The organism is Lysobacter sp. GCM10012299, from assembly GCF_042649405.1.
Classification (GTDB): domain Bacteria; phylum Pseudomonadota; class Gammaproteobacteria; order Xanthomonadales; family Xanthomonadaceae; genus Lysobacter_J.
The window spans coordinates 393,109-414,616 of the sequence record NZ_JBHRZC010000002.1; the positions used below are offsets into that span (position 1 = coordinate 393,109).

Annotated in this window: 24 protein-coding genes; 17 read left to right on the forward strand and 7 right to left on the reverse strand. The window is 68.0% G+C overall.

Translation table 11 applies throughout. The annotated features are described in order from the left end of the window. Positions 1 to 10 precede the first annotated feature (10 nt). On the forward strand, positions 11 to 1,279 hold the full coding sequence (locus tag ACFOPO_RS06125; RefSeq protein ID WP_386701963.1) for an aminopeptidase: 1,269 nt from the start codon (positions 11 to 13) through the stop codon (positions 1,277 to 1,279). A gap of 43 nt (positions 1,280 to 1,322) precedes the next feature. On the opposite strand, the gene ACFOPO_RS06130 is transcribed toward ACFOPO_RS06125, so the two are convergent. After that, positions 1,323 to 2,009, reverse strand: coding sequence for an arylesterase (locus ACFOPO_RS06130; protein WP_386702674.1), 687 nt, complete (start codon positions 2,007 to 2,009; stop codon positions 1,323 to 1,325). Between the two features lie 79 nt (positions 2,010 to 2,088). Between ACFOPO_RS06130 and ACFOPO_RS06135 the strand changes: the two genes are divergently transcribed. Together ACFOPO_RS06135 and ACFOPO_RS06140 are read left to right on the forward strand one after the other, a co-directional pair. Continuing rightward, positions 2,089 to 2,802 (forward strand): ABC transporter ATP-binding protein, encoded by a 714-nt coding sequence (locus ACFOPO_RS06135; RefSeq protein ID WP_386701965.1) that lies wholly within the window; start codon positions 2,089 to 2,091, stop codon positions 2,800 to 2,802. Beyond that, a complete protein-coding gene (locus ACFOPO_RS06140; RefSeq protein WP_386701967.1) occupies positions 2,799 to 5,297 on the forward strand; it encodes an ABC transporter permease in 2,499 nt (832 codons plus the stop codon). The genes ACFOPO_RS06135 and ACFOPO_RS06140 overlap by 4 nt, the downstream gene beginning before the upstream one ends. Positions 5,298 to 5,340: 43 nt before the next feature. On the opposite strand, the gene ACFOPO_RS06145 is transcribed toward ACFOPO_RS06140, so the two are convergent. Beyond that, positions 5,341 to 5,601, reverse strand: coding sequence for a hypothetical protein (locus tag ACFOPO_RS06145; RefSeq protein WP_386701969.1), 261 nt, complete (start codon positions 5,599 to 5,601; stop codon positions 5,341 to 5,343). 146 nt (positions 5,602 to 5,747) lie between these two features. On the opposite strand from ACFOPO_RS06145, the gene ACFOPO_RS06150 reads away from it, so the two are divergent. From ACFOPO_RS06150 to ACFOPO_RS06160, 3 genes are read left to right on the forward strand one after another with little or no spacing between them, the layout of a single operon-like run. Then, entirely contained in the window at positions 5,748 to 6,872 is a 1,125-nt protein-coding gene (locus ACFOPO_RS06150) for a class I SAM-dependent methyltransferase (RefSeq protein ID WP_386701971.1), read from the forward strand. Beyond that, positions 6,869 to 7,576 carry a pseudouridine synthase gene (locus tag ACFOPO_RS06155; protein WP_386701973.1) on the forward strand — a complete coding sequence of 236 codons (708 nt, stop codon included), beginning with the start codon at positions 6,869 to 6,871 and terminating at the stop codon, positions 7,574 to 7,576. Before ACFOPO_RS06150 ends, ACFOPO_RS06155 begins: the two co-directional genes overlap by 4 nt. Then, positions 7,573 to 8,250 (forward strand): HAD family hydrolase, encoded by a 678-nt coding sequence (locus tag ACFOPO_RS06160; protein WP_386701975.1) that lies wholly within the window; start codon positions 7,573 to 7,575, stop codon positions 8,248 to 8,250. Before ACFOPO_RS06155 ends, ACFOPO_RS06160 begins: the two co-directional genes overlap by 4 nt. Before the next feature lie 237 nt (positions 8,251 to 8,487). On the opposite strand, the gene ACFOPO_RS06165 is transcribed toward ACFOPO_RS06160, so the two are convergent. Next, positions 8,488 to 9,033 (reverse strand): DUF1415 domain-containing protein, encoded by a 546-nt coding sequence (locus ACFOPO_RS06165; protein ID WP_386701977.1) that lies wholly within the window; start codon positions 9,031 to 9,033, stop codon positions 8,488 to 8,490. A 7-nt stretch (positions 9,034 to 9,040) separates the two neighbouring features. Beyond that, positions 9,041 to 9,523: a YajQ family cyclic di-GMP-binding protein gene (locus ACFOPO_RS06170; RefSeq protein WP_386701979.1), complete on the reverse strand. Its 483-nt coding sequence runs from the start codon at positions 9,521 to 9,523 to the stop codon at positions 9,041 to 9,043. A gap of 161 nt (positions 9,524 to 9,684) precedes the next feature. On the opposite strand from ACFOPO_RS06170, the gene ACFOPO_RS06175 reads away from it, so the two are divergent. Next, on the forward strand, positions 9,685 to 10,764 hold the full coding sequence (locus tag ACFOPO_RS06175) for an NAD(P)-dependent alcohol dehydrogenase (protein WP_386701981.1): 1,080 nt from the start codon (positions 9,685 to 9,687) through the stop codon (positions 10,762 to 10,764). Positions 10,765 to 10,826: 62 nt separating this feature from the next. Further along, positions 10,827 to 11,678 (forward strand): DMT family transporter, encoded by an 852-nt coding sequence (locus ACFOPO_RS06180; RefSeq protein ID WP_386702675.1) that lies wholly within the window; start codon positions 10,827 to 10,829, stop codon positions 11,676 to 11,678. A gap of 87 nt (positions 11,679 to 11,765) precedes the next feature. Here the strand turns inward: ACFOPO_RS06180 and ACFOPO_RS06185 are convergent, their stop codons facing one another. Together ACFOPO_RS06185 and ACFOPO_RS06190 are read right to left on the reverse strand one after the other, a co-directional pair. After that, positions 11,766 to 11,960, reverse strand: coding sequence for a hypothetical protein (locus ACFOPO_RS06185; RefSeq protein WP_386701983.1), 195 nt, complete (start codon positions 11,958 to 11,960; stop codon positions 11,766 to 11,768). Between the two features lie 166 nt (positions 11,961 to 12,126). Next, positions 12,127 to 12,780, reverse strand: a complete 654-nt coding sequence (locus ACFOPO_RS06190) for an OmpW family protein (protein WP_386701985.1) — start codon at positions 12,778 to 12,780, stop codon at positions 12,127 to 12,129. A gap of 290 nt (positions 12,781 to 13,070) precedes the next feature. Here ACFOPO_RS06190 and ACFOPO_RS06195 point away from each other — a divergent pair, with 290 nt between their 5' ends. From ACFOPO_RS06195 to lpdA, 4 genes are all read left to right on the forward strand, one after another. Further along, complete coding sequence (locus ACFOPO_RS06195; protein ID WP_386701987.1) at positions 13,071 to 13,907, forward strand: DUF2884 family protein; 837 nt, start codon at positions 13,071 to 13,073, stop codon at positions 13,905 to 13,907. 107 nt (positions 13,908 to 14,014) lie between these two features. Next, positions 14,015 to 15,445: a dihydrolipoyllysine-residue acetyltransferase gene (locus ACFOPO_RS06200; RefSeq protein WP_386701989.1), complete on the forward strand. Its 1,431-nt coding sequence runs from the start codon at positions 14,015 to 14,017 to the stop codon at positions 15,443 to 15,445. Continuing rightward, entirely contained in the window at positions 15,442 to 16,086 is a 645-nt protein-coding gene (locus tag ACFOPO_RS06205) for a hypothetical protein (RefSeq protein ID WP_386701991.1), read from the forward strand. The genes ACFOPO_RS06200 and ACFOPO_RS06205 overlap by 4 nt, the downstream gene beginning before the upstream one ends. A gap of 15 nt (positions 16,087 to 16,101) precedes the next feature. Next, positions 16,102 to 17,928 (forward strand): dihydrolipoyl dehydrogenase, encoded by a 1,827-nt coding sequence (gene lpdA, locus ACFOPO_RS06210; RefSeq protein ID WP_386701993.1) that lies wholly within the window; start codon positions 16,102 to 16,104, stop codon positions 17,926 to 17,928. Between the two features lie 314 nt (positions 17,929 to 18,242). On the opposite strand, the gene ACFOPO_RS06215 is transcribed toward lpdA, so the two are convergent. Next, positions 18,243 to 18,458, reverse strand: coding sequence for a DUF2061 domain-containing protein (locus ACFOPO_RS06215; protein ID WP_386701995.1), 216 nt, complete (start codon positions 18,456 to 18,458; stop codon positions 18,243 to 18,245). A gap of 322 nt (positions 18,459 to 18,780) precedes the next feature. On the opposite strand from ACFOPO_RS06215, the gene ACFOPO_RS06220 reads away from it, so the two are divergent. From ACFOPO_RS06220 to ACFOPO_RS06240, 5 genes are all read left to right on the forward strand, one after another. Next, on the forward strand, positions 18,781 to 19,149 hold the full coding sequence (locus ACFOPO_RS06220; protein WP_386701997.1) for a hypothetical protein: 369 nt from the start codon (positions 18,781 to 18,783) through the stop codon (positions 19,147 to 19,149). 10 nt (positions 19,150 to 19,159) lie between these two features. Further along, on the forward strand, positions 19,160 to 19,990 hold the full coding sequence (gene atpB / locus ACFOPO_RS06225; protein ID WP_386701999.1) for a F0F1 ATP synthase subunit A: 831 nt from the start codon (positions 19,160 to 19,162) through the stop codon (positions 19,988 to 19,990). Positions 19,991 to 20,061: 71 nt separating this feature from the next. Continuing rightward, positions 20,062 to 20,358 carry a F0F1 ATP synthase subunit C gene (gene atpE, locus ACFOPO_RS06230; protein WP_158732391.1) on the forward strand — a complete coding sequence of 99 codons (297 nt, stop codon included), beginning with the start codon at positions 20,062 to 20,064 and terminating at the stop codon, positions 20,356 to 20,358. A 93-nt stretch (positions 20,359 to 20,451) separates the two neighbouring features. After that, positions 20,452 to 20,922 (forward strand): F0F1 ATP synthase subunit B, encoded by a 471-nt coding sequence (locus ACFOPO_RS06235; protein WP_200608926.1) that lies wholly within the window; start codon positions 20,452 to 20,454, stop codon positions 20,920 to 20,922. Between the two features lie 8 nt (positions 20,923 to 20,930). Continuing rightward, complete coding sequence (locus ACFOPO_RS06240; RefSeq protein WP_386702002.1) at positions 20,931 to 21,458, forward strand: F0F1 ATP synthase subunit delta; 528 nt, start codon at positions 20,931 to 20,933, stop codon at positions 21,456 to 21,458. The last annotated feature ends 50 nt before the right edge of the window (positions 21,459 to 21,508 follow it).

Here is a 21,508-nt window from a genome sequence, read left to right on the forward strand (position 1 = left end):
GAGGCTCGCCATGAACCGTCCCCTCGTCGCGGCCGCGCTCGCGGTTGCCGTCTGCACCGCGCTCGCGGCCTGCCAGAAGCAGCCGTCGGAGGAAGCCGCCTCCGCCACTCCGGCCACCGCGGCCACGCCTGCCACCCCCGCCACGGCAGCGGTGCCCAAGCCTTCGGCCACCGAGCTGGAGCAACTCGCCGAACGCCTGGTCTCGCAATCGGCGGCGGTCAAGGAAGGGGAGGTCGTGCTCATCAGCGGCCGCTCCCAGGATGCCGAACTGATCGAGAACATCGCGGTGCAGGTGCGCAAGCTCGGCGCGTTCCCGCTGGTGACCTATGGCAGCGATCGCATGTCGCGACGCATGTTCTTCGACGTGTCCGAAAAGTACGACACGCAGACCGACAAGCTCGGCCTGGAACTGGCCGACATCGCCGACGTCGCGATCGGCCTGAACAACGGCACCAGCGAAAACCTGTACGAAGGCGCCGACCCCAAACGCATGGCCGCGCGCGGCAAGTCCGACGAGGCGGTGAGCCAGGCCTTCCTCAACAACGGCGTGCGCATCGTCGAAGTCGGCAACAACCTCTACCCGACGCCATGGCGCGCCGAACGCTACGGCATGACCGAAGCGCAACTGGCCGACGCGTTCTGGAAGGGGCTCAACATCGACTACGCCCAGCTGCAGGCGCGCGGCGAGCAGATCAAGGCGGCGATCGCGGCCGGCAATGAACTGCACATCACCAACCCCAATGGCACCGACCTGAAGCTGCAGCTGAAGGACCGCCGCGTGCTGGTCAGCGACGGCATCATTTCGCCCGAAGACCAGAAGGCCGGCGGCCCGTCGCTGGCGGCATTCCTGCCGGCGGGCGAGGTCTACACCACGCCGGTGCCGGGCACGGCGGTGGGCAAGGTCGTGCACACGCGCACGTATTTCCGCGGCAAGCCCATCGACAACATGACCCTGACCATCGAGGGCGGCAAGATCACCGCGATGACCGGCGACGGCCCGGGCTATGGCGACTTCAAGGCCGAATACGACGCGGTCGAAGACCCGCGCAAGAACGAGTTCGCCTTCATCGACTTCGGCATCAACCCGAATGTCGCGCTGCCGGCCAACAGCACGGTCGGCACGTGGGTGCCGGCGGGCGCGGTCACCGTCGGCACGGGCAGCAACACCTGGGCCGGCGGCGACAACTCGGTGCCTTACGGCGTCATCGCCTTCCTGCCCGGCAGCACGGTCACGCTGGACGGCAAGCCGATCATCGAGAAGGGCGTGCTGAAACTCTGACCGGATACAGCAAATGGATCCCGGCGTTCGCCGGGATGACGGATCACTTCAACAACGGTCCAAGCTGCGTCCACACATGGTCACGCAGCTTCGGCTGCGCACTCGCCACCGGATGCAGGTTGTCGGCCTGGAATGCATTGCGGTCCAGCGCAATGGGTTCCAGCAGGAAAGGCAGCAGCGCGACGCTGTACTGCTTCGCCAGCGAACTGTAGTTGTCGGCAAAACCCTGCGTGTACTCGCGACCCAGGTTGGGCGGCATGCGCATGCCAATGAGCAGCACCTTCGCGCCGGCGTCCTTCGACGAACGGATCATGCGTTCGAGATTGGCGCGCGACTGCGCGAGCGGCAGGCCACGCAGCCCGTCGTTGGCACCCAGTTCGATCACCACCACGGCCGGCTTCGTGCGCTTGATCTCGCCACCGATGCGGGCCGCGCCGCCGGCAGTGGTCTCGCCGCTGATGCTGGCATTGACGACGCGCCAGCCCGGTCGATCCTTGGCGACGCGGTCGGCGGTCAACGCGACCCAGCCCTGCGAGGCGGCCAGGCCGTAGCCCGCCGAGAGTGAATCGCCCATGACCAGCACGGTGCGCGCGGGTGCCGCAGCCAGTGTGGCGCGCGCGGCGGACTGTGCCAATGCGGGCGCCGCGAGGGCCAGCGCCAGCACGAGGGCGGCACCCCATCCGATGGCACATTGAACGCGCCGGCGCGATGCCGCATATCCTTCGTTCATCGCAGCGAATGTCTTGGTGAACATCGTGACCCGGGCTCCGGCTGAGAAAGACATGTCCCCTTCAAGCATAGAGACGATCATGGCCGATTCAATGGAACTGCGCGCCGCTCCACCGGCCACGGCGTCGGCAACGCTTCAGGTCGACGGGCTGGGCAAGCGCGTGATGCTGCCCTCGGGCGAGCTGGTCATCCTCGAGGATGTCGGCTTCCAGATCGCGCGCGGCGACACGGTGGCGATAGTCGGCGCTTCCGGTTCCGGCAAGAGCACGCTGTTGTCGTTGCTGGCCGGTCTCGACACGCCCAGCAGCGGCCGCGTGACGCTTGACGGCGAAGTGCTGTCGACGCTCGACGAGGACGGCCGTGCCCGCGTGCGCGGCGAGAAGGTCGGCTTCGTCTTCCAGAACTTCCAGCTGCTGCCCTCGCTGACCGCCATCGAGAACGTGATGCTGCCGCTGGAGCTGCGCGGTGATCGCGAGGTCGAGTCGGCTGCGCGCACGATCCTCGAGAAAGTCGGCCTGGCACAGCGCCTGGGCCACTACCCGCGGCAGCTGTCCGGCGGCGAGCAGCAGCGCGTCGCGCTGGCGCGCGCGTTCGTCACCCGGCCGGCGCTGCTGTTTGCCGACGAGCCCACCGGCAACCTCGACACGCATACCGGCCAGGCGATCATCGAGCTGCTGTTCGAGCTCAATGCCGATGCCGGCACCACGCTGGTGCTGGTGACCCACGACGAACACCTGGCCTCGCGCTGCAGCCGCATGCTGCGCCTCGACAGCGGCCGCCTGGTGGCCTCATGAGGCAGATCGGGCTGGCCTGGCGGCAACTGCGCCGCGACCTCGCCGCCGGCGACGTCCGCATCCTGATCGCGGCACTGGTGCTGGCGGTGCTGGCCGTGACCGCGGTCGGCTTCGTCACCGACCGTGCAGAGCGCGCGCTCGCGATCGAAGCCAACCGACTGCTCGGCGGCGACGCCGTGGTGCGTGCCGACACGCCGATCACCGGCGTCGTTCGCGAGGCGGCCAATGACCCGCAGCTGCAGCAGACGCAGACGCAGGAACTGCAGACGATGATCCGCGTCGGCGAGCGCCTGCAGCTCGGCGACCTGCGCGGCCTCGGCGACGGCTTCCCGTTGCGCGGCAGCTTCCGCATCGCCGACGCCAGTGGCGTCGAGCGCGATGCCGGTGACGTGCCGGCGAAGGGAACCGTCTGGATGAGCCGTGCCGGCGCCGACACGCTCGGTGCCCGCCTCGGCGACGAGATCGCCATCGGCGATGCCAGGTTCAAGCTGGCCGCGCTGGTCATGCAGGAGCCAGACGCGGCGCTGGACTATTTCAACGTCGCGCCGAAGGTCTTCCTCAACCTTGCCGATGTGCCCTCGACCGGTCTGGTGCAGGAAGGCAGTCGCATCCGCTACCGGCTCGTGATTGCAGGTCCCGCCGAGGCAGTCGAGCGCTTCGTTGCGCGCGCACGTCCCGCGCTCGGACGCGGCCAGCGCCTGGAAACCATCGCCGATGCACGTCCGGAGATCCGCTCGGCGCTCGACCGCGCCGGCCGCTTCCTTGGCCTGGCGGCGCTGGTATCGGTGGTGCTGGCAGCGGTCGCGGTGGCGATGGCGGCGCGCCGGCACAGCGAACGCCATCTGTCCGGCACCGCGGTGATGCGCTGCCTGGGCGCCAGCCAGCGCACGCTGGTCGCCATCCAGGTCGGCGAACTGGTGATGCTGGGATTGATTGCCAGCACTGTTGGCGTGCTGCTTGCGTTCGGCCTGCAATGGCTGATCGGCGGCTGGCTGGAGCAGGCGCTGAAACTGTCGATTCCGCCGGCGGGCCTGCTGCCGGCACTGCAGGGCTACGGCGTCGGCCTGGTCGTGCTGCTCGCGTTTGGCGCGCCGCCGGTGCTGGCGCTGCGGCGCGTGCCGGCACTGCGCGTGCTGCGGCGCGATCTCGACCCGACCGAGCCGAGTGCGTGGCTGGTGACGATTGCCGGATTCGCCGGCCTCGCGGCGCTGCTCTGGTGGAAGGCCGGCTCGGCCGCACTGGGCCTGTCGATGCTGCTCGGCATCGCGGCGACGCTGGTCGTGCTCGCGCTGCTGGCGTGGCTGCTGATCCTGGTCGTGCGTCGCGTCCGCTCGCGCCTGCGTGGCAGCCTGCGCTACGGCCTGGCCAACGTCAGCCGTCGTGCCGGCGCCAGCATCGCCCAGGTGTCGGCGCTGGGGCTGGGCCTGATGGCGTTGCTGCTGCTGACCTTCGTGCGCACCGACCTGCTCGATCGCTGGCAGGTCGCGCTGTCGGCCGATGCGCCCAATCGCTTCATCATCAACGTGCAGGACGACCAGGTCGCCGATGTGCGCGCCTTCATCGCCGGGCAGGGCATCGCCGAGCCGACGCTGTATCCGATGATCCGCGGTCGCCTCGTCTCGCATAACGGCAAGGCGGTCACCGGCGCCGATTACGAAGCGCAGGGCGAGCGCGCGCAGCGCCTGGCAGAGCGCGAATTCAACCTCTCGGTCACCGATCACCTGCGCGAGGACAACCGCGTCACCGCCGGCACCTTCTGGGGCAAGCGCAGGCCTGCGCGTCCGGAAGCGTCGGTCGAGGAAGATTTCGCCGAGCGGCTGGGCTGGAAGCTCGGCGACCGCATCGCCTTCGACATCGCCGGGCAGCCGTTCGAAGCGACCATCACCAGCCTGCGCAGCGTCGACTGGGAAAGCTTCCGGCCGAACTTCTTCGTGATCGCCTCGCCGGGTTCGCTCGACGGTTTTCCCGCCAGTTACATCACCGCCGTGAGCGTGCCACCGACGCGCACGCGCTTCACCGCCGACCTGGTCGAGCGCTTCCCGAACCTGTCGGTGGTCGACATCGACGCCGTGCTCAAGCAGGTGCGCAGCACCGCCGACCAGGTGTCGACGGTGGTCGAGGTGGTGTTCGTGTTCTCGCTGGCGGCGGGCCTGCTGGTGCTGATGGCCGCGGTCAGTGCCAGCCAGGACGAGCGCCTGCTGGAAGGCGGCGTGATGCGCGCCATTGGCGGCAGCCGTCGCCAGTTGCGCCTGGCGCAGGCCTCGGAGTTCGCCGCGATCGGATTGCTGTCGGGCCTCACCGCCGCCATCGCCGCATCGGTGCTGGCCGGCGTGATCGCCACGCGCGTGTTCGACCTGCCGTGGAAGACCGACTGGCGCCTGGCCGCGGCCGGCGCGGCCATCGGCGTGCTGGCGGCGTTGCTGGCAGGCATGTTTGCGACGCGGCGCGTGCTTGATGCGCCGCCGTCGGTGACCTTGCGGGAGTTGCAGGATTGACTGGGCGTTGCGGCCGCTACTGGGGCGCCGCTACTGGGCACCGCTATTGGAACACCGGTTGCGGCTTCGCGCTGAACCGGCGCGGGTAGCCGCGTTCGCTGGCGACGCGGTCGACCTCGTCGGTGGGCAGGTCCGGCGCGCCGTAGACCGCGTAGGCGATTTCGCCGTCGCGCATGCCGATCTGGTGCAGCCGATACCGTGGTTGCCCCGCACCCGTGTTCTCCGGGTAATGCAGGGGCGGCTCGGCGCCGTCCAGATCGAGCTCGCTGTTGTCGACCAGTCCGCCTACGAAAAGCGCGCGCATCGCCATTCTCCTTGCCTGAATCTGGCTCCATGGTGCCGCGCAAGGCGTTGAATCGGCATGAAGCTCCTGCGCTTTGGCCGTAGTGCGGCGTGCGGCCGCGTAGAATTGCGCAATGACACCCGTACTTTCCCCCATGAGTGCCCGGCATGCGTGCTGAAGGCGACGATGCGGCCCTGCAGGCCCTGTTTCTCCCGTTCGCGGACGGATTGCTGAGTTGGCCGGACACCGGCGGCGCCCTGTTTTTGCGTGCGCGCGACGGCTGGCCGCTGCACCAGCGCGCGCTTCCCGGCCTGGTCTGTGAACAGAGCTTCAAGCCCGAGGCCGACGCACTCGAGCGTTCAGGCCTCACCCGCGTCGAGGCCGATGACGAGCGCCTCTATCCGCTGGTGCTGGTGCTGCCGCCGCGCCAGCGCGACGAAGCGCGCGCGTTGTTCGCACGCGCATTGGCGCGCTGCGCACCGGGTGGTCGCGTCGTGGCCTGCCTGGGCAACAACGAAGGTGCCAAATCCGGCGAAGCGGACCTGGCGCGCATCGCCGGTCCGGTCGGCAACCTCTCCAAGCACAAATGCCGGGTGTTCTGGACCGCGCCCATGGACGGTCCGGCCGATCCGGAGCTGGCCAGGCAATGGCTGCAGGCCGATGCGCCGCGCGCGATCGCCGAGGGCCGCTTCCTCAGCCGGCCGGGCCTGTTCGCCTGGGACCGCATCGACCCGGCCTCGCGCCTGCTGGTCGAGCAGCTTCCGCCGACCCTGGCCGGTCGCGCCGCCGATCTCGGTGCCGGCTACGGCTACATCGCCAGCGAGTTGCTGGCGCGCTGCCCGGGCATCACCGCACTGGACCTGTTCGAGGCCGAGGGTCGCGCGCTGGAGCTGGCACGCAGCAACCTCGCTCAGGACGCAGCACGCGTCCAGCTTGGCTTCCACTGGCACGACGTCACCCGTGGCCTGACGGACAAGTACGACGTGATCGTCAGCAACCCGCCGTTCCACGCGCAGGGTCGTGCCGATCGTCCCGACATCGGCCGGGCCTTCATTTCCGCCGCCGCGCAGGCGATGCGACCGGGCGGGCAGTTGTGGCTGGTCGCCAATCGCCACTTGCCTTACGAGGAGATGCTGTCGGTGCATTTCGGCGACGTGCGCACCGTGGCTCAGCGTGACGGTTTCAAGGTGATCGCCGCCGTGGCCACGCCGCAGGCGGCACCTGCGGCGCCGACGGGCGCTGCCCGCGAAGACCGCCGCAAGGGCAAGTCCAGGGAAAGGAACTGGAAATGAAGCTGGTAAAGCTGATCGCCAACCTCGGCTACGGCAGCCGCAAGGATGTCGCCCGGATGTTCCGCGAAGGGCGCATCACCGATGCGGCCGGCGAGGTGCTGTATGCCGATGACAAGGTCGAACATGAAGGCATCCGCGTCGACGGTGAACCGCTCGATCCGCCGGCCGGCCTGACCCTGATGCTGCACAAACCGGTCGGTTACACCTGCTCGACCAAGGATCCCGGTCGCGTCATCTACGACCTGTTGCCGCCACGCTACCGGCTGCGCTCGCCGATCCTGTCCAGCGTCGGCCGGCTCGACCGTGACACGTCCGGCATGTTGCTGATGACCGATGACGGCGCGCTGCTGCATCGCATCGTCTCGCCCAAGGCCCGGCTGGCCAAGGTCTACGAGACCACGCTGGCGCAGGACCTGCGCGGCGACGAAGGCACGCTGTTCGCCAGCGGCACGCTGGTGCTCGAGTCCGAAGACACGCCGTTGGCGCCGGCGCAGCTGCAGGTCAACGACCCGCGCCACGCCGCATTGACCCTCACCGAAGGCCGCTACCACCAGGTGCGGCGCATGTTCGCCGCCACCGGCAACCACGTCGAGGCGCTCCATCGCAGCCGCATCGGCGGGCTCGGCCTCGACGACCTGCCCGCCGGGCAATGGCGCCTGCTCGATGCCGGCGACATCACGCGCCTGTTCGGTGCCGCGGCATGAGTCTGCTGGGACCGGTGCAGTTCACCCCGGTCGCTGTCCTGTTCGACATGGACGGGCTGATGATCGAAAGCGAACGCGCGCTGCTGCAGTGCTGGCGCGAAACCGCGGACGAACTGGGACTGCAGTTCGAAGACTCGCTGTGGTTGTCGTTCGTCGGCCAGTCGGACCGCGCCTGCCACGACCTGCTGCGCGCCTACCTGGACGAAGACCGGTTGCAGGCGCTGCTGCAGGGCTGCCGCACGCGTTATGACGCGCACGTCGAAGCCGGCCTGCCGCTCAAGCCCGGCCTGCTCGAACTGCTGGCGTTGCTGGACCGGCGCGGCGTGCCGCGCGCCGTAGTGACCTCGACCCGGCGCGAGCGGGCGATGCAGAAACTGGAACTGTGCGGGCTGCTGCCGCATTTCGTCACGGTCGTGACCGGCAGCGATGTCGTCCACTCCAAGCCGGCGCCGGACATCTACCTGCTGGCGGCGGAGCGACTGGGCGTGGCGCCGGCGCATTGTGTGGTGCTGGAAGACTCGGTGCCGGGCGTGCGCGCGGCACTGGCCGCGGGCATGACGCCGATCCAGGTGCCCGACCTGGTCGTGCCGGACGACACGGCGCGCGCGCTGGGGCACCGCATCGTCGATTCGCTGGTGCAGGCGCGCACGCTGATCGAGCCGGCGCTGCGCTGACCGTCGTCCCGGCGAACGCCGGGACCCAGGCCCGCACGTCGTCAAGTCCGTCACCGTCGTCCCGGCGAAAGCCGGGACCCATTTTGACGTTGGCGCGGTCTCCTGGATCCCGGCTTTCGCCGGGATGACGAGCAGGATGGATCCCGGCTTTCGCCGGGATGACGAGCGAGATGGATCCCGGCTTTCGCCGGGATGACGAGCAGGATGGATCCCGGCTTTCGCCGGGATGACGGAACGCTACGGCTCCAACAACCGCCGGTAGCCCTCGATCCCCAGCTTCTCCAGCGTCGCGATGTTGCGCTCGACGATCACCTCCGGGTCCGGGAACGCCGCCACCGCACGCTCGACACTGGCCTCGCGCAGCAGGTGGAGCATCGGATACGGCGAGCGGTTGCTGCAGTTCCCCACATCGTCGAGCGCCGTGCCGGCGAACTGGTAGTCGGGATGGAAGCTGGCCACCTGGATGTGGCCCTCCAGCCCGAGGAACGCGATCACCGAGTCGGCCTGGTCGAGGAAGTCGTTGTAATCGAGGAAATCGCCGAGCACCTGCGGATGGACCAGCAGCGTCGTGTCGGTCTCCTCCGCATCGGTCGCCGCGAGCAGCGCCAGTTCGGAGGCCAGCTCCTCGCGCAGCGCCTCCGGCGTGGTCGCCTCGCTCAGCACGAACCGCACCTGCTGCTTGACGTACACCGCCTTGGCGAACGGGCACAGGTTCAGCCCGATCACCGCGCGTTCCAGCCAGCGCCGCGTCGCGGCGATCGCCTCGTGGTCATCGCCGCTCATCGCCACCTCAGTCGCGGAAGTTGTCGAACTGCAGCGGGCGCTCGTACTCGGCCGCCTTGAGCAGGGCGATGGCCGCCTGCAGGTCGTCGCGCTTCTTGCCATTGACGCGCAGCTTGTCGCCGTTGATCTGGCTGTCGACCTTGATCTTGGCGTCCTTGAGGGCGCCCTGGATCTTCTTGGCCAGCTCGCGCTCGATGCCCTGCTTGACGGTGATCTTCTGGCGCGCGCCGGCCAGGTTGGTCTCGACGTCGCCAAACTCCAGGCAGCGCGCATCGATGCCGCGCGCGATCAGGCGTGCACGCAGGATGTCGTTCATCTGCTTGAGCTGGAAGTCGCTCGGCGCCGATTGGCTGATCACCTGGTCGTCCAGCTCGAACTTGGCATCGACGCCCTTGAAGTCGAAGCGGGTGCCGAGCTCGCGGTTGGCCTGGTCGACGGCATTGGTCAACTCGTGGGTGTCGACTTCGGAAATGACGTCAAAAGAAGGCATGGCCGGCTCCAGCGGAACGCACTACGGGGGGCGCAAAGGTTAGCGCAGGCCGCGCCATCGCGCAGCCACGGCACGCTGCGTTGCACCGCATGCGCGCGACGCGGCGCCGGCGGGGGCTAGACTGGCGGCCCACTCGTGCCCGAAAGATGCCTGGACGCACCATGCTCAAGACGCCCGCCTACGCCGCGCAGGACGCCCGTTCGCCGCTCGCCCCCTTCACCATCGAGCGCCGCGAGCCGGGCCCCTCCGAGGTGCTGATCGACATCCTCTACTGCGGCGTCTGCCACTCCGACATCCACCAGGCCCGCGACGAATGGGGCGGTGCGAGTTTCCCGATGGTGCCCGGGCACGAGATCGTCGGCCGCGTCGCCAGCGTTGGCGCGCAGGCGGGGAAGTTCAAGGTCGGCGACCACGTCGGTGTCGGCGTGTTCGTCGACTCCTGCCGCAGCTGCGCGAACTGCACGTCCGGCGAGGAGCAGTTCTGCGAGCAGGGCATGAGCGGCACCTACAACAGCTTCGAGCGCGACCCGGTCGACCACCGCTTCGACAAGACGCGGCCGACCTACGGCGGCTACTCCACCCGCATCACCGTCGACGAGGCGTACGTGCTGCGGATCCCGCCGTCGATCCCGCTCGACCGCGCCGCGCCGCTGCTGTGCGCCGGCATCACCACCTGGTCGCCGCTCAAGCACTTCGGCGTCAAGGCCGGTGACAAGGTCGCCGTGGTCGGACTGGGCGGGCTGGGGCACATGGGCGTGAAGCTGGCCGTGGCGCTGGGCGCGGAGGTCACGGTGCTGAGCACGTCGGAGTCCAAGCGCGCCGATGCGCTCGCGCTGGGCGCCAAGGATTTCGCCGCCACCCGCGATGGCACGGTCTTCAAGACGCTGGCGCAGCAGTTCGATTACATCCTCGACACCGTCTCGGCCGCGCACGACTACAACGCCTACCTGGAGCTGCTCAAGCTCGACGGCACCATGGTCCTGCTCGGCATCCCCGATGCACCGCAGGCAGTGGCGGCCGGAACGCTGATCCGCCGCCGCCGGCGCCTGGCCGGTTCGATGATCGGCGGCATCGCCGAAACGCAGGAGATGCTGGATTTCTGCGCCGAGCACGGCGTCGCCTCCGACATTGAGCTGATCGGCATCGAGCAGGTCAACGACGCCTACGAGCGGATGCTCAAGGCCGACGTGCGCTACCGCTTCGTGATCGACATCGGCCGCTGGGCGTCGCAGGACGGTTGACCGTGCCAACCGACCAGCACCAGGCGCATGCCCGGCAGACACGCGCCCGCCAGACGCGCGCAATGCTGACCATGCTGGTCGCGGTGGCGCTGTTCGCGATGATGGACGCCGGCCTCAAGCAGCTCTCTGCGCACTACCCGCCGTTCCAGGTCGCCTCGCTGCGCGGTGCGGCCTCGTTCCCGCTGGTGCTGGTGTGGGCGCTGGCCACGGTGGGCGTGGCGCCGCTGCTGCGCGTGCGCTGGTCGCTGCACCTCCTGCGCGGCGTGCTGGGCGTGGCGATGATGGCCGCCTTCGTCTACGCGGTGGCGCGGATGCCGCTGTCGACCACGTACTCGATCTTCTTCGTCGCGCCGCTGATCATCACCGCGATGTCGGTGCCGTTCCTCGGCGAGAAGGTCGGGCCGCGGCGCTGGACCGCCATTGGCGTCGGCCTGCTGGGCGTGCTGGTGCTGCTGCGGCCCACCGGCGAGGGCCTGGTGAGCCTGGCCGCGCTGGCGGTGCTGGTGGCGGCGCTGATGTACTCGGTCAGCGCAATCACGGTGCGCATCCTCGCGCGCACCGACAGCACGCAAGCAATGATGGTGTGGCTGATGGCGATGATCGCGGTCGGCGCAGGCGTGCTTGCATGGCCGCAGTGGGTGCCGATCCGCAGTGATGACCTGTGGCTGATCGCCGGGATAGGCGTGGCCGGCGCGCTGGGCCAGTACGCGATCACCGAAGCGTTCCGGATGGGCGAGGCGTCGCTGATCGCGCCGCTGGAATACACCGCCCTGGTCTGGGGCGTGCTGCTGGACCTGACCCTGTGGGGCGTGCTGCCCGATGCGATCACCTGGGTGGGCGCCGGCATCATCATCGCCAGCGGCCTGTACCTGCTGCAGCGCGAACGCGTGCACGCCGAAGCCGAGCATCCCTGACGCCTGCATGCATCGCGGACGCCCGGGTCGAGGGCGCGGCCAGGCAAGCCGCGCCGTCGAGTCGATGGGTGCGCCTTGGCGCGTCGATCAGTTCTCGGTGCTGGCGTTCAATGCGGCCGACAGCGCGGTATTGCCGCCCACCAGGTCGGCCCAACGTACTTCCTGGCCGTTGCGGCGCCCTTTCTCCACCAGCTTCAGGCCATCGGCATCGATGGTGAGCGTGTAGGGGCGATCCTCGATCTGGATCTCGCGACGCAGCGGTTTATCGAGCTTGGTCGTCATGCGTAACTCCTGCCTTTAGGAAACACCCGCGACCCTAACTGCGGGCGGTGATCGCAGCGTGAACGCCGCGAGGCGCTTGAGCGGCGCTCGCCCCGCGGTGTCGTCGGCGCGTGAAGAAAACAACGGGCCCGCTCGGGGCCCGTTGCCATGCAGTGGACGGCGGACCTTAGAAGCGCGCGCCGACGCCAACGCCGAGGACGACCGGATTCAGCTCGGCCTTGCCCACCTTGGCGCCATCGACCTTCACGTCCGGCTGGCCGGTGGTGTCGTGCATGTAGCGCACGTCGGCGCGTGCGAACCAGGTCGGGGTGATGTTGACGTCGAGGCCGGCGGTGGCCATCGCACCCTTGGCGGTTTCCACGCCGATGCGCTGGCCCGCCAGCGCGCCCGTCGGCTCGGGCTTCTCGCCGTCGACGTTGGCCTCGAAGTAGCCCAGGCCGACGAACGGACGCACCAGGCTGGTCGAATTGCCGAAGTGGTACTGACCGCTCAGCGCATACGGCTGGCTGTCGATGCTGGCGACCTTGCCATTGGCCGTGTTGACGCGATGGCCGAACTTGTCGGCGGCGCCCCACGCTTCGATGGCGATGTTGTCGGTGACGTAGTAGCTGGCACTGAGCGTCGCGGCGCCGTCGCCGTCGACGTTGGTGCGGGCGCCGGCGATTTCCGGATTCTTGGTCGGCTCCGACAGCGCGTAACCACCGACCACGGCGAAGCGCTTGCCGCTCGCTGCTTCAGTGGATGCGTCCTGCGCGAAGGCGGACGGGGCGATGGCCAGGGTGGCCAGGACGGCCAGGGTCAAATGACGAAAATGCATCATGGAGAGAACTCCTCGTTATTGGGAACGACTTGCTGACGCCTTGGGGGAGGCTGCCTTGGAAAGGCGCGCCTACCCTAATCACCGCCGCATGAACCGTTCTTGCCCCGGAGGTCGCGCGGCGCGGAACTTTCGCGCGAAGCTCGTGTTCACTGACGTGCGCGCGTAAACATGGCGCGGATGAACTCACGGTGACGACACCGCCCAATCGCGCGTGCGCAGCAATGGCGCGCTAGAGGACATCGCGGCCCGGAAGCTGCAAGATATGGGCTCCAGGAACCATGGGGGTCGACATGCGCGCCTTGTCCTTGCACAGCGTGCTCATTGCACTGTCGTTGCCGGTTGCGTACGCACATGCGGCGGAAACCGAACCCCGGGAAACCCACGTGGACATGTCCTGCAACATGGACAGTGACTACGACCTGAGCATCGACGACCGCAGCGTGATCCTCACCCGCGACAGCGGCGTGCCGAAGGCGATCGTGATGCGCCAGGGCAAGCTGTTCGTCGATGACCGCTGGGTGACTCTCAGCAGTGCCGACACCCAGCGCATCGCCGAATTCGAGAAGGGCACGCGCGCGGCGATGCCGGAAGCGCAGGCGATCGGGCGCGAAGCGGCCGACATCGCCTTCAGCGTGCTGGGCGAAGTCGCGGCCGGTTTCAGCAGCGATCCCAAGGCGGCGCAGGCCCGGGTGACGCAGGCGCGGGCGAAGATCGACGCCCGCCTGGCGCGATCGGTCACGCCCACCCGCTTCAACGGCCACGACCTGGGGCAGGGCATCGGCGAAGCGGTCGCCGAGGTGATCCCGAGCATGATCGGCGACATCGTCAGCGGCGCGATAGGCGCGGCCTTCAGCGGTGACGCCAGCCGCCTCAAGCGCCTGGAGAACCTCGACGCGCAGATCGACGCCAAGGTCGAGCCCCGGGCCAAGGCACTGGAGCAGCGCGCCGACGGCCTGTGCCGGCGCATGGTCGAGCTGGACCGGATCGACGATTCGCTGGAATTCCGCCTGCCCGATGGTCGACCGCTCAACATGCTGGAAGCTCGCCAGGACAAGCCGGCCGACAAGGATGATGCCAACCCCGCCAGGGATGCCGCGGCGGAGGCGGCGCAGGCCCGGGCACGCTAGGCCTGTCGGCCTTGGCGGGCGATACCGTGACGTATGTCGCCTGCGGTTGGCGCGGTCGCCGGCAACCCGCACAATAGGGTTTTCGCGTACTGCCGGACCCCACACACATGGCTGACCTCAAAGAAGCGCGCGTTCCCGATATCGGGGACTACGAAGGCGTGCCCGTGATCGAACTGCTGGTCGCCGTCGGCGACACAGTGAAAGTGGACCAGGGACTGGTCACGCTGGAGTCCGACAAGGCGACGCTGGAAGTTCCCGCGCCCTTCGCCGGCATCGTGCGCGAACTCAAGGTCAAGATCGGCGACGAGCTGTCCGAGGGCAGCGTCGTGGCGATGATCGAACCGGCCGAGGCAGGCGCCGCCGCCGCAGCACCGGCCCCGGCTGCCGAACCGGCCAAGCCGTCGCCGCCGCCGCGCGCCGAACCGGCCGCGCCGTCGCAGCAGGTCAAGGCGGCCGAGACGGGCACCAAGGTCGAGCCGGTCGTCGTGGCCGCGCAGGCCGACCGCATCGCCCAGGCGTCGATTGACGCGCAGCGCCCGGGCACCGATCCGGAAGCGATGCCGCCGCGCACCCCGCCGGTGACCTTCAATGCCGACGAACTGATGCCCGACAAAGTGCCGTACGCCAGCCCGGCGGTGCGCCTGTACGCGCGCGAGCTCGGTGTCGACCTGTCGCAGGTCGCCGGCAGCGAGCGCGGCGGTCGCATCAGCAAGGACGACGTGTCGAAGTTCGTGAAGGGCGTGATGGCGGGTGGTGCCGCACCGGCCGCCGCCGGCGCACCGGTCGCGCTGGGTGGCGGACTCAACCTGCTGCCGTGGCCGAAGATCGATTTCAGCAAGTTCGGCGAGACCGAAACCAAGCCGCTGTCGCGCATCCAGAAGCTGTCGGGTGCGAACCTGTCGCGCAACTGGGCGATGATCCCGCACGTCACCCAGCACGACGACGCCGACATCACCGACCTCGAGGAGCTGCGTGTCGCGCTCAACAAGGAAAACGAAAAGGCCGGCATCAAGCTGACCATGCTCGCCTTCCTGATGAAGGCCTCGGTGTCGGCGATGCAGAAGTACCCGACTTTCAACGCCTCGCTCGATGCGACCGGCGAGACGCTGGTGCTGAAGAAGTACTTCCACATCGGCTTCGCCGCCGACACGCCCAATGGCCTGGTCGTCCCGGTCGTGCGCGATGTCGACAAGAAGGGCGTGATCCAGATCGCCCAGGAAACCTCCGAGCTGGCCAAGAAGGCCCGCGACGGCAAGCTCGGCCCGGCCGACATGAGCGGCGGCTGCTTCTCGATCAGCTCGCTCGGCGGCATCGGCGGCACCAAGTTCACGCCGATCGTCAACGCGCCGGAAGTGGCCATCCTCGGCGTGTCGAAGTCGGCGATCCGGCCGGTCTGGGACGGCAAGCAGTTCGCGCCGCGCCTGATCCTGCCGCTGTCGCTGAGCTACGACCACCGCGTCATCGACGGTGCCCTGGCCGCGCGTTTCACCGCGCACCTGGCGCAGTTGCTGGCCGACATGCGGCGCGTGCTTCTGTGAGCCCGCGCGCGCTGTACCTGATGGCGAGCCTGCTGGCCGTACAGGCAGCGGCAAGCGCGCACGCCGACGACGCGTGCAACCTCGAGCTCGGCCGCGGCTGGCCGCCGGCGACCGAGAACTACGGTTCCGCGGTCGAAGGCCTGTTTGCCGCCGGCGCCAAGCCGACGCTGAGCATGACCCGCCTGCCGGCGCGCAGCGTCGAAAGCGCCGTGCAGCTGTTCGCCACCGCAGGCGATGGCGACTGGACCCTGCGCTACAGCCAGGCCGATGAGCGCGTGCAGGTGTGGGCCGACGGCAAGCGCGAACTGCGCGTGGGCCAGCAGCCCGACGTGCAGCAGGTGCCGATGCCGGCCGCGCTGGCGCGACGCCTCGTCAGCGACTGGCAGCGTGCGCTGAGCACCCAAGTGCCGGCCGACCGTGCCGCGCAGTTCCACGACAACGAAGTGCTGCTGTTCGTGGTCGACGACCTGCGCGTCAGCGGCCTGCAGCCCGGTTGCGGGCCCGCCGCGCAGCTCATGGATCAGGTCGGCCTGCTGATCGAGGCCACCGACGACAGCGACGAAAAGCGCATCAAGCGCTGGCGCAAGCTCGAAGAGTCGCTCGAAGAACTGGAACAATCGCTCGCCGGCGCCACCGGTTGAGCGCAGGAGAATTGAATGGCGACCATTGAAGTCAAGGTGCCGGACATCGGCGATTACGACGGCGTGCCGGTGATCGAGCTGCTGGTCGCGGTCGGCGATACGGTGAAGAAGGACCAGGGCCTGGTCACGCTGGAGTCGGACAAGGCGACGATGGAAGTGCCGTCGTCGGCCGACGGCGTGGTCAAGGAGCTCAAGGTCAAGGTCGGCGACAAGGTGGCCGAGGGCGCGGTGATCGCGATCCTGGAAGGCGCTGGCGCCGCCGAAGAAAAAGCACCTCTCCCGCCTGCGGGAGAGGTCGCCGCGCGCAGCGCGGCGGGTGAGGGCAAGTCGGCCGCCGCGGCGCCGGCGCCCTCACCCCATCCCTCTCCCGCAAGCGGGAGAGGGAGCGAAGCGCCGAAGGCGGCCACCGGCACCGGCAAGAAGGCCGACATCGAATGCCGCATGGTCGTGCTCGGTTCCGGCCCCGGCGGCTACACCGCCGCGTTCCGCGCCGCCGACCTCGGCCTCGACACCGTGCTGATCGAACGCTACGCCGCGCTCGGCGGCGTCTGCCTCAACGTGGGCTGCATCCCGTCCAAGGCGCTGCTGCATGCCGCCGCGCTGATCGAGGAAGCGGCGCATTCGTCCGACATCGGCATCGACTTCGGCAAGCCGAAGATCGACATCGACAAGCTGCGCGACTTCAAGCAGAACAAGGTCGTCAACCAGTTCACCAAGGGCCTGGCCGGCATGGCCAAGCAGCGCAAGGTGCGCACGGTGCAGGGCTACGGCAAGTTCGTGTCGGCGAACGAAATCGAGATCACCGGCGACGACGGCAAGACCCAGTTGCTGCGCTTCGAGCAGTGCATCATCGCCGCCGGTTCGCAGGCGGTGAAGCTGCCGAACTTCCCTTGGGACGACCCGCGCGTGATGGACTCCACCGACGCGCTCGACCTGGTCGACGTGCCGAAGAAGCTGCTGGTGGTTGGCGGCGGCATCATCGGCCTGGAAATGGCCACGGTGTACAAGGCGCTCGGCAGTGAAGTGACCGTGGTCGAGTTCATGGAGCAGCTGATGCCGGGCACCGACAAGGACCTGGTCAAGCCGCTGGCCGATCGCCTGAAGAAGCAGGGCGTGGCCATCCACCTCAAGGCCAAGGCGACGACGGTCGAAGCCTCCAAGCAGGGCATCACCGTGTCGTTCGAAGGCGACGCCGCGCCGGCGCCGATGACGTTCGATCGCGTGCTCGTGGCGGTCGGTCGTTCGCCCAACGGCGGCAAGATCGACGCTGACAAGGCCGGCGTGCAGGTCACCGACCGCGGTTTCATCCCGGTCGACCGGCAGATGCGCACGAACGTTCCCCACATCTTCGCCATCGGCGATCTCGTCGGCCAGCCGATGCTGGCGCACAAGGCCACGCACGAAGGCAAGCTGGCGGCGGAAGTCGCTGCGGGCGAGAAGCGCGAGTGGGTGGCGCGGGTGATTCCGTCGGTGGCCTACACCGATCCGGAAATCGCATGGGTCGGCGTGACCGAAACCGAAGCCAAGGCCAAGGGCCTGGAGATCGGCATCGGCAAGTTCCCGTGGGCCGCGTCTGCGCGCGCGGTCGGCATCGGTCGTGGTGAAGGTTTCACCAAGCTGATCTTCGACGAGAAGACCCATCGCATCATCGGCGGCGGCATCGTCGGCGTGCATGCCGGCGACCTGATCACCGAAGTGGCGCTGGCGATCGAGATGGGCGCCGAAGCGTCCGACATCGGCAGCACGATCCACCCGCATCCGACCTTGAGCGAATCGGTTGGCATGGCGGCGGAAGTGTACGAAGGCACGATCACCGACCTGTACATCCCCAAGAAGAAGTAACGCGCCCCCAGAATGGATCCCGGCGTTCGCCGGGATGACAAGTCTCCGGCAAACGTAGCCCGGGTAAGCGAAGCGCACCCGGGTCCACGCAGGCCTGATCCCCGGGTGCGCTTCGCTTACCCGGGCTACGCGTTTGCGCTCGCGCAAAAGGCGAAGCCCCGGTAGGGAGACCGGGGCTTCGGAGGGCCCGCCTTAGCTTGCTTTGACGAGGAGTAGAGACTGGGCGGGCGATCTCTAGGTGTGACCGGTGGAATCTCGAAAGGTTCCGTCGCTAATGTGCCGCGTACGCCGGCCGGTTGCCTGACTGCGGGATCTCAGGCCGTCACGGCCGTGGCATCGCCTTGCCGGTCACGGCTCCGGCGCAGTTCGATCCGCTTCCAGATCTTCTCGTGGAAGTGGAAGGCGACCGTGTTGCAGGCCGGCTCGACCAGGGCCAGCGCACCGCCGACCCAGACGCTGCCGGTCATCAGATAGCCAACCGTGAATGCGACGCTGAAGTGGACCGCCGCGAAGCTGAGGGTCTTGGTCATGGCACGCCTGCGCAGATGAGAATGATTATCGATTCTGCACGCGGGCCGCGCGGAGTCAAATTCAAAGTTGCACTGGCTTCGATAGGGTAGCGCTATCATTCGCCGCAGGGCCCGCGCGCCTTACCTTTCAGGTAATTGAGCGCACGCACCGATGCGGTCACGCTGGCCGCCATGAAGCCGCCGGACGCCTTCCGCAGCAACCTGAACGGGCCAAACTCCCGTGCAAACGTGACTGACGCCGGTTGCCGGGAACGCCGCCGACCTCTATACTTTTGCGGCTCTACCGGGCGCTTTGCGCCTGCCCCAGACCGACGAGTCCCGCGTGCACGATCCATTGTCCGCAGGTCGCCGGCTGGCGTCGCGCGCGACTGCCTGGCAGGCCGGCGCGGCAGCGCTGGTCGCGCTGGCCTTCCTCCCCCTCGGGGCGCCTTCGGCGCTGGCGGCGGCGGTCGGCGGTGGCGCGATCGTCGCGGGCAGTGTCGTAGCGGCCCTGATGGCCCTCGGAGGCGGTATCCAGCCGGCCGGGATGGCGGTGGGGCGGCTTCTGGCCGGGGTGATGTTGAAGTGGGTGGTGGTGTTTGCAGTTTTAACGCTCGGCCTCGCCGGGTTCAAGCTGCCGCCGTTGCCAATGCTGGTGGGAGTGCTTGCGGGAACGCTGGCATTCGTCCTGGCCAACCTTTTGAAACGATAGGTGTCTTTTCGTGAGTGAACAGACCGGTTCGGGCGGCCTGAACGAATACATTCAGCACCATCTCCAGCAGAACTCGATCGAGTTCTTTGGCGGTGCGTTCCACATCGACACCTGGGCGGTGTCGCTGGTGCTGGGCCTGATCTTCATCACCTGGTTCGGTTTCTTCGCGCGCAAGGCCACTTCCGGCGTGCCGGGCAAGGGCCAGGCCTTCGTCGAGCTGATCCTGGAGTTCATCGACGGCCAGGTGAAGGACAGCTTCCACGGCGACCGCCGTTCGCTGACCCCGCTGGCGCTGACCATCTTCATGTGGGTCGTGCTGATGAACTGCATGGACCTGCTGCCGCTCGACGCGCCGTACACGGCGATCAAGCTGGCCGCCGGCGCCGATGTCGCGCACCACACCTACTTCCGTTGGGTCCCCACCGCGGACCTCAACACCACGCTGGCCATGTCGGTCGTCGTGTTCTTCCTGATCCTGTGGCATTCGGTGAAGGCCAAGGGCGGCTTCGGCTTCGGCAAGGAGCTGCTGACCGCGCCGTTCCACGCGCACGGCACCGGCACCAAGATCGCGCTGGCACCGGCCAACCTCGGCCTCAACGTCATCGAGTACCTGGTCAAGCCGGTCAGCCTCGCCATGCGACTGTTCGGCAACATGTACGGCGGCGAGCTGGTGTTCATGCTCATCGCCGGCCTGCTCGGCGGCAGCCTGATCATGTTCGTGCCGGGCGTGCTGTTCAACGCTGCATGGGCGCTGTTCCATATCCTGATCGTGCTGCTGCAGGCCTTCATCTTCATGATCCTCACCGTCGTCTACATCGCCGGCGCGTACGAGAGTCACTAAGTCGTTTTCGTTTTCGCTTCACCCTTCCGCGCTTCATCTATCCAACCAAAACGTTTCAGTAGGAGAAAACCATGGAATTCATCGCCAGTGTGCAGGGCCTGACCGCTATCGCGATCGGCATGATGGTCGGCCTCGGCGCTATCGGCGCTTGCCTCGGCATCGCGCTGATGGGCTCGAAGTTCCTTGAGTCGGCTGCCCGTCAGCCGGAGCTGGTGCCGATGCTGCAGGGCCGTATGTTCCTGCTGGCCGGCCTGATCGACGCGGCGTTCATCATCGCGCTGGCCGTCGGCCTGCTGTTCGCCTTCGGCAACCCGCTGCTGGGCGAAGTGAAGAATGCTGCTGCCGCCACCGCCGGCGCCGCGCATTAATCAGTTCGCAGTTGTTGTAGAAGCACCGGAGCCGTCCGCACTGCGGACGGCTCTCCCGGGCATCACCGCCCGCAGCGTCCTATCGGAGCTGTCATGAATCTCAACATGACCTTCTTCGGCCAGATGATCACGTTCGCGATCCTCATCTGGTTCACGATGAAGTTCATTTGGCCGCCCCTCAACAAGGCGATCGAAGAACGTCAACACAAGATTGCCGAGGGCCTGGCCGCTGCAGAGCAGAGCCAGAAGAACCTCGCGCAGGCACAGCAGAGCGTCGACGCCGAGCTGCGCACCGCCCGTACCAAGGCCAACGAGATCATCGAGCAGGCGCACCAGCGCGCCAATCAGATCATCGACCAGGCCAAGAACGACGCGATCGCAGAAGCCAACCGCCAGAAGGCGGCGGCTGACGCCGAGATCGCAGCGAGCGCCAACCGCGCCCGCGAGGAGCTGCGCAAGCAGGTCTCCACGCTGGCCGTGTCCGGTGCCGAGAAGCTGCTCAAGCGCGAAATCGATGCCAACGCCCACAAGGCGCTGCTCGACGAGCTGGCCGCAGAAATCTGAGCTGAGCGATGACCCAGGCACTGACCCTCGCCCGTCCGTACGCCCGTGCCGCCTTCGCGCTGTCGCGTGAAAGCGGCCGCACTGCCGCATGGTCGCAGGCGCTCGCGTTCGCCGCCCGTGTGGCCGCCGATCCGCAGGCGCAGGCGCTGCTCGGCCATCCGCTGATCAACCCGGTCGACGCCGTCGGCCTGTTGGCGATGGACGGTGCCGACGAAGCGTTCACCCGCTTCCTCGGCCTGCTCGCCGACAACCGCCGCCTCGCCCTGCTGCCGGAAATCACCGGCCTGTTCGAGGAGCTGCGCGCCGATGCCGAGCGCGTGGTGAAGGCCAAGGTCACCGCTGCCAGCGAACTGCCGGCGGCCGAGCTCGACGCCATCAAGGCCGCGCTGGTCAGGCGCTTTGGCCGCAACGTCGAGATCGAGACCGCGGTCGACGCCTCGCTGATCGGCGGCGCCGTGATCGACGCTGGCGAAGTGGTCATCGACGGCTCGCTCAAGGGCAAGCTCGCGCGCCTGCAGTCCTCGCTGGCGCAATAAACGAATTCATCTGCAAATTCCGGGTAATACCGGATCAAGGGACTCCAACC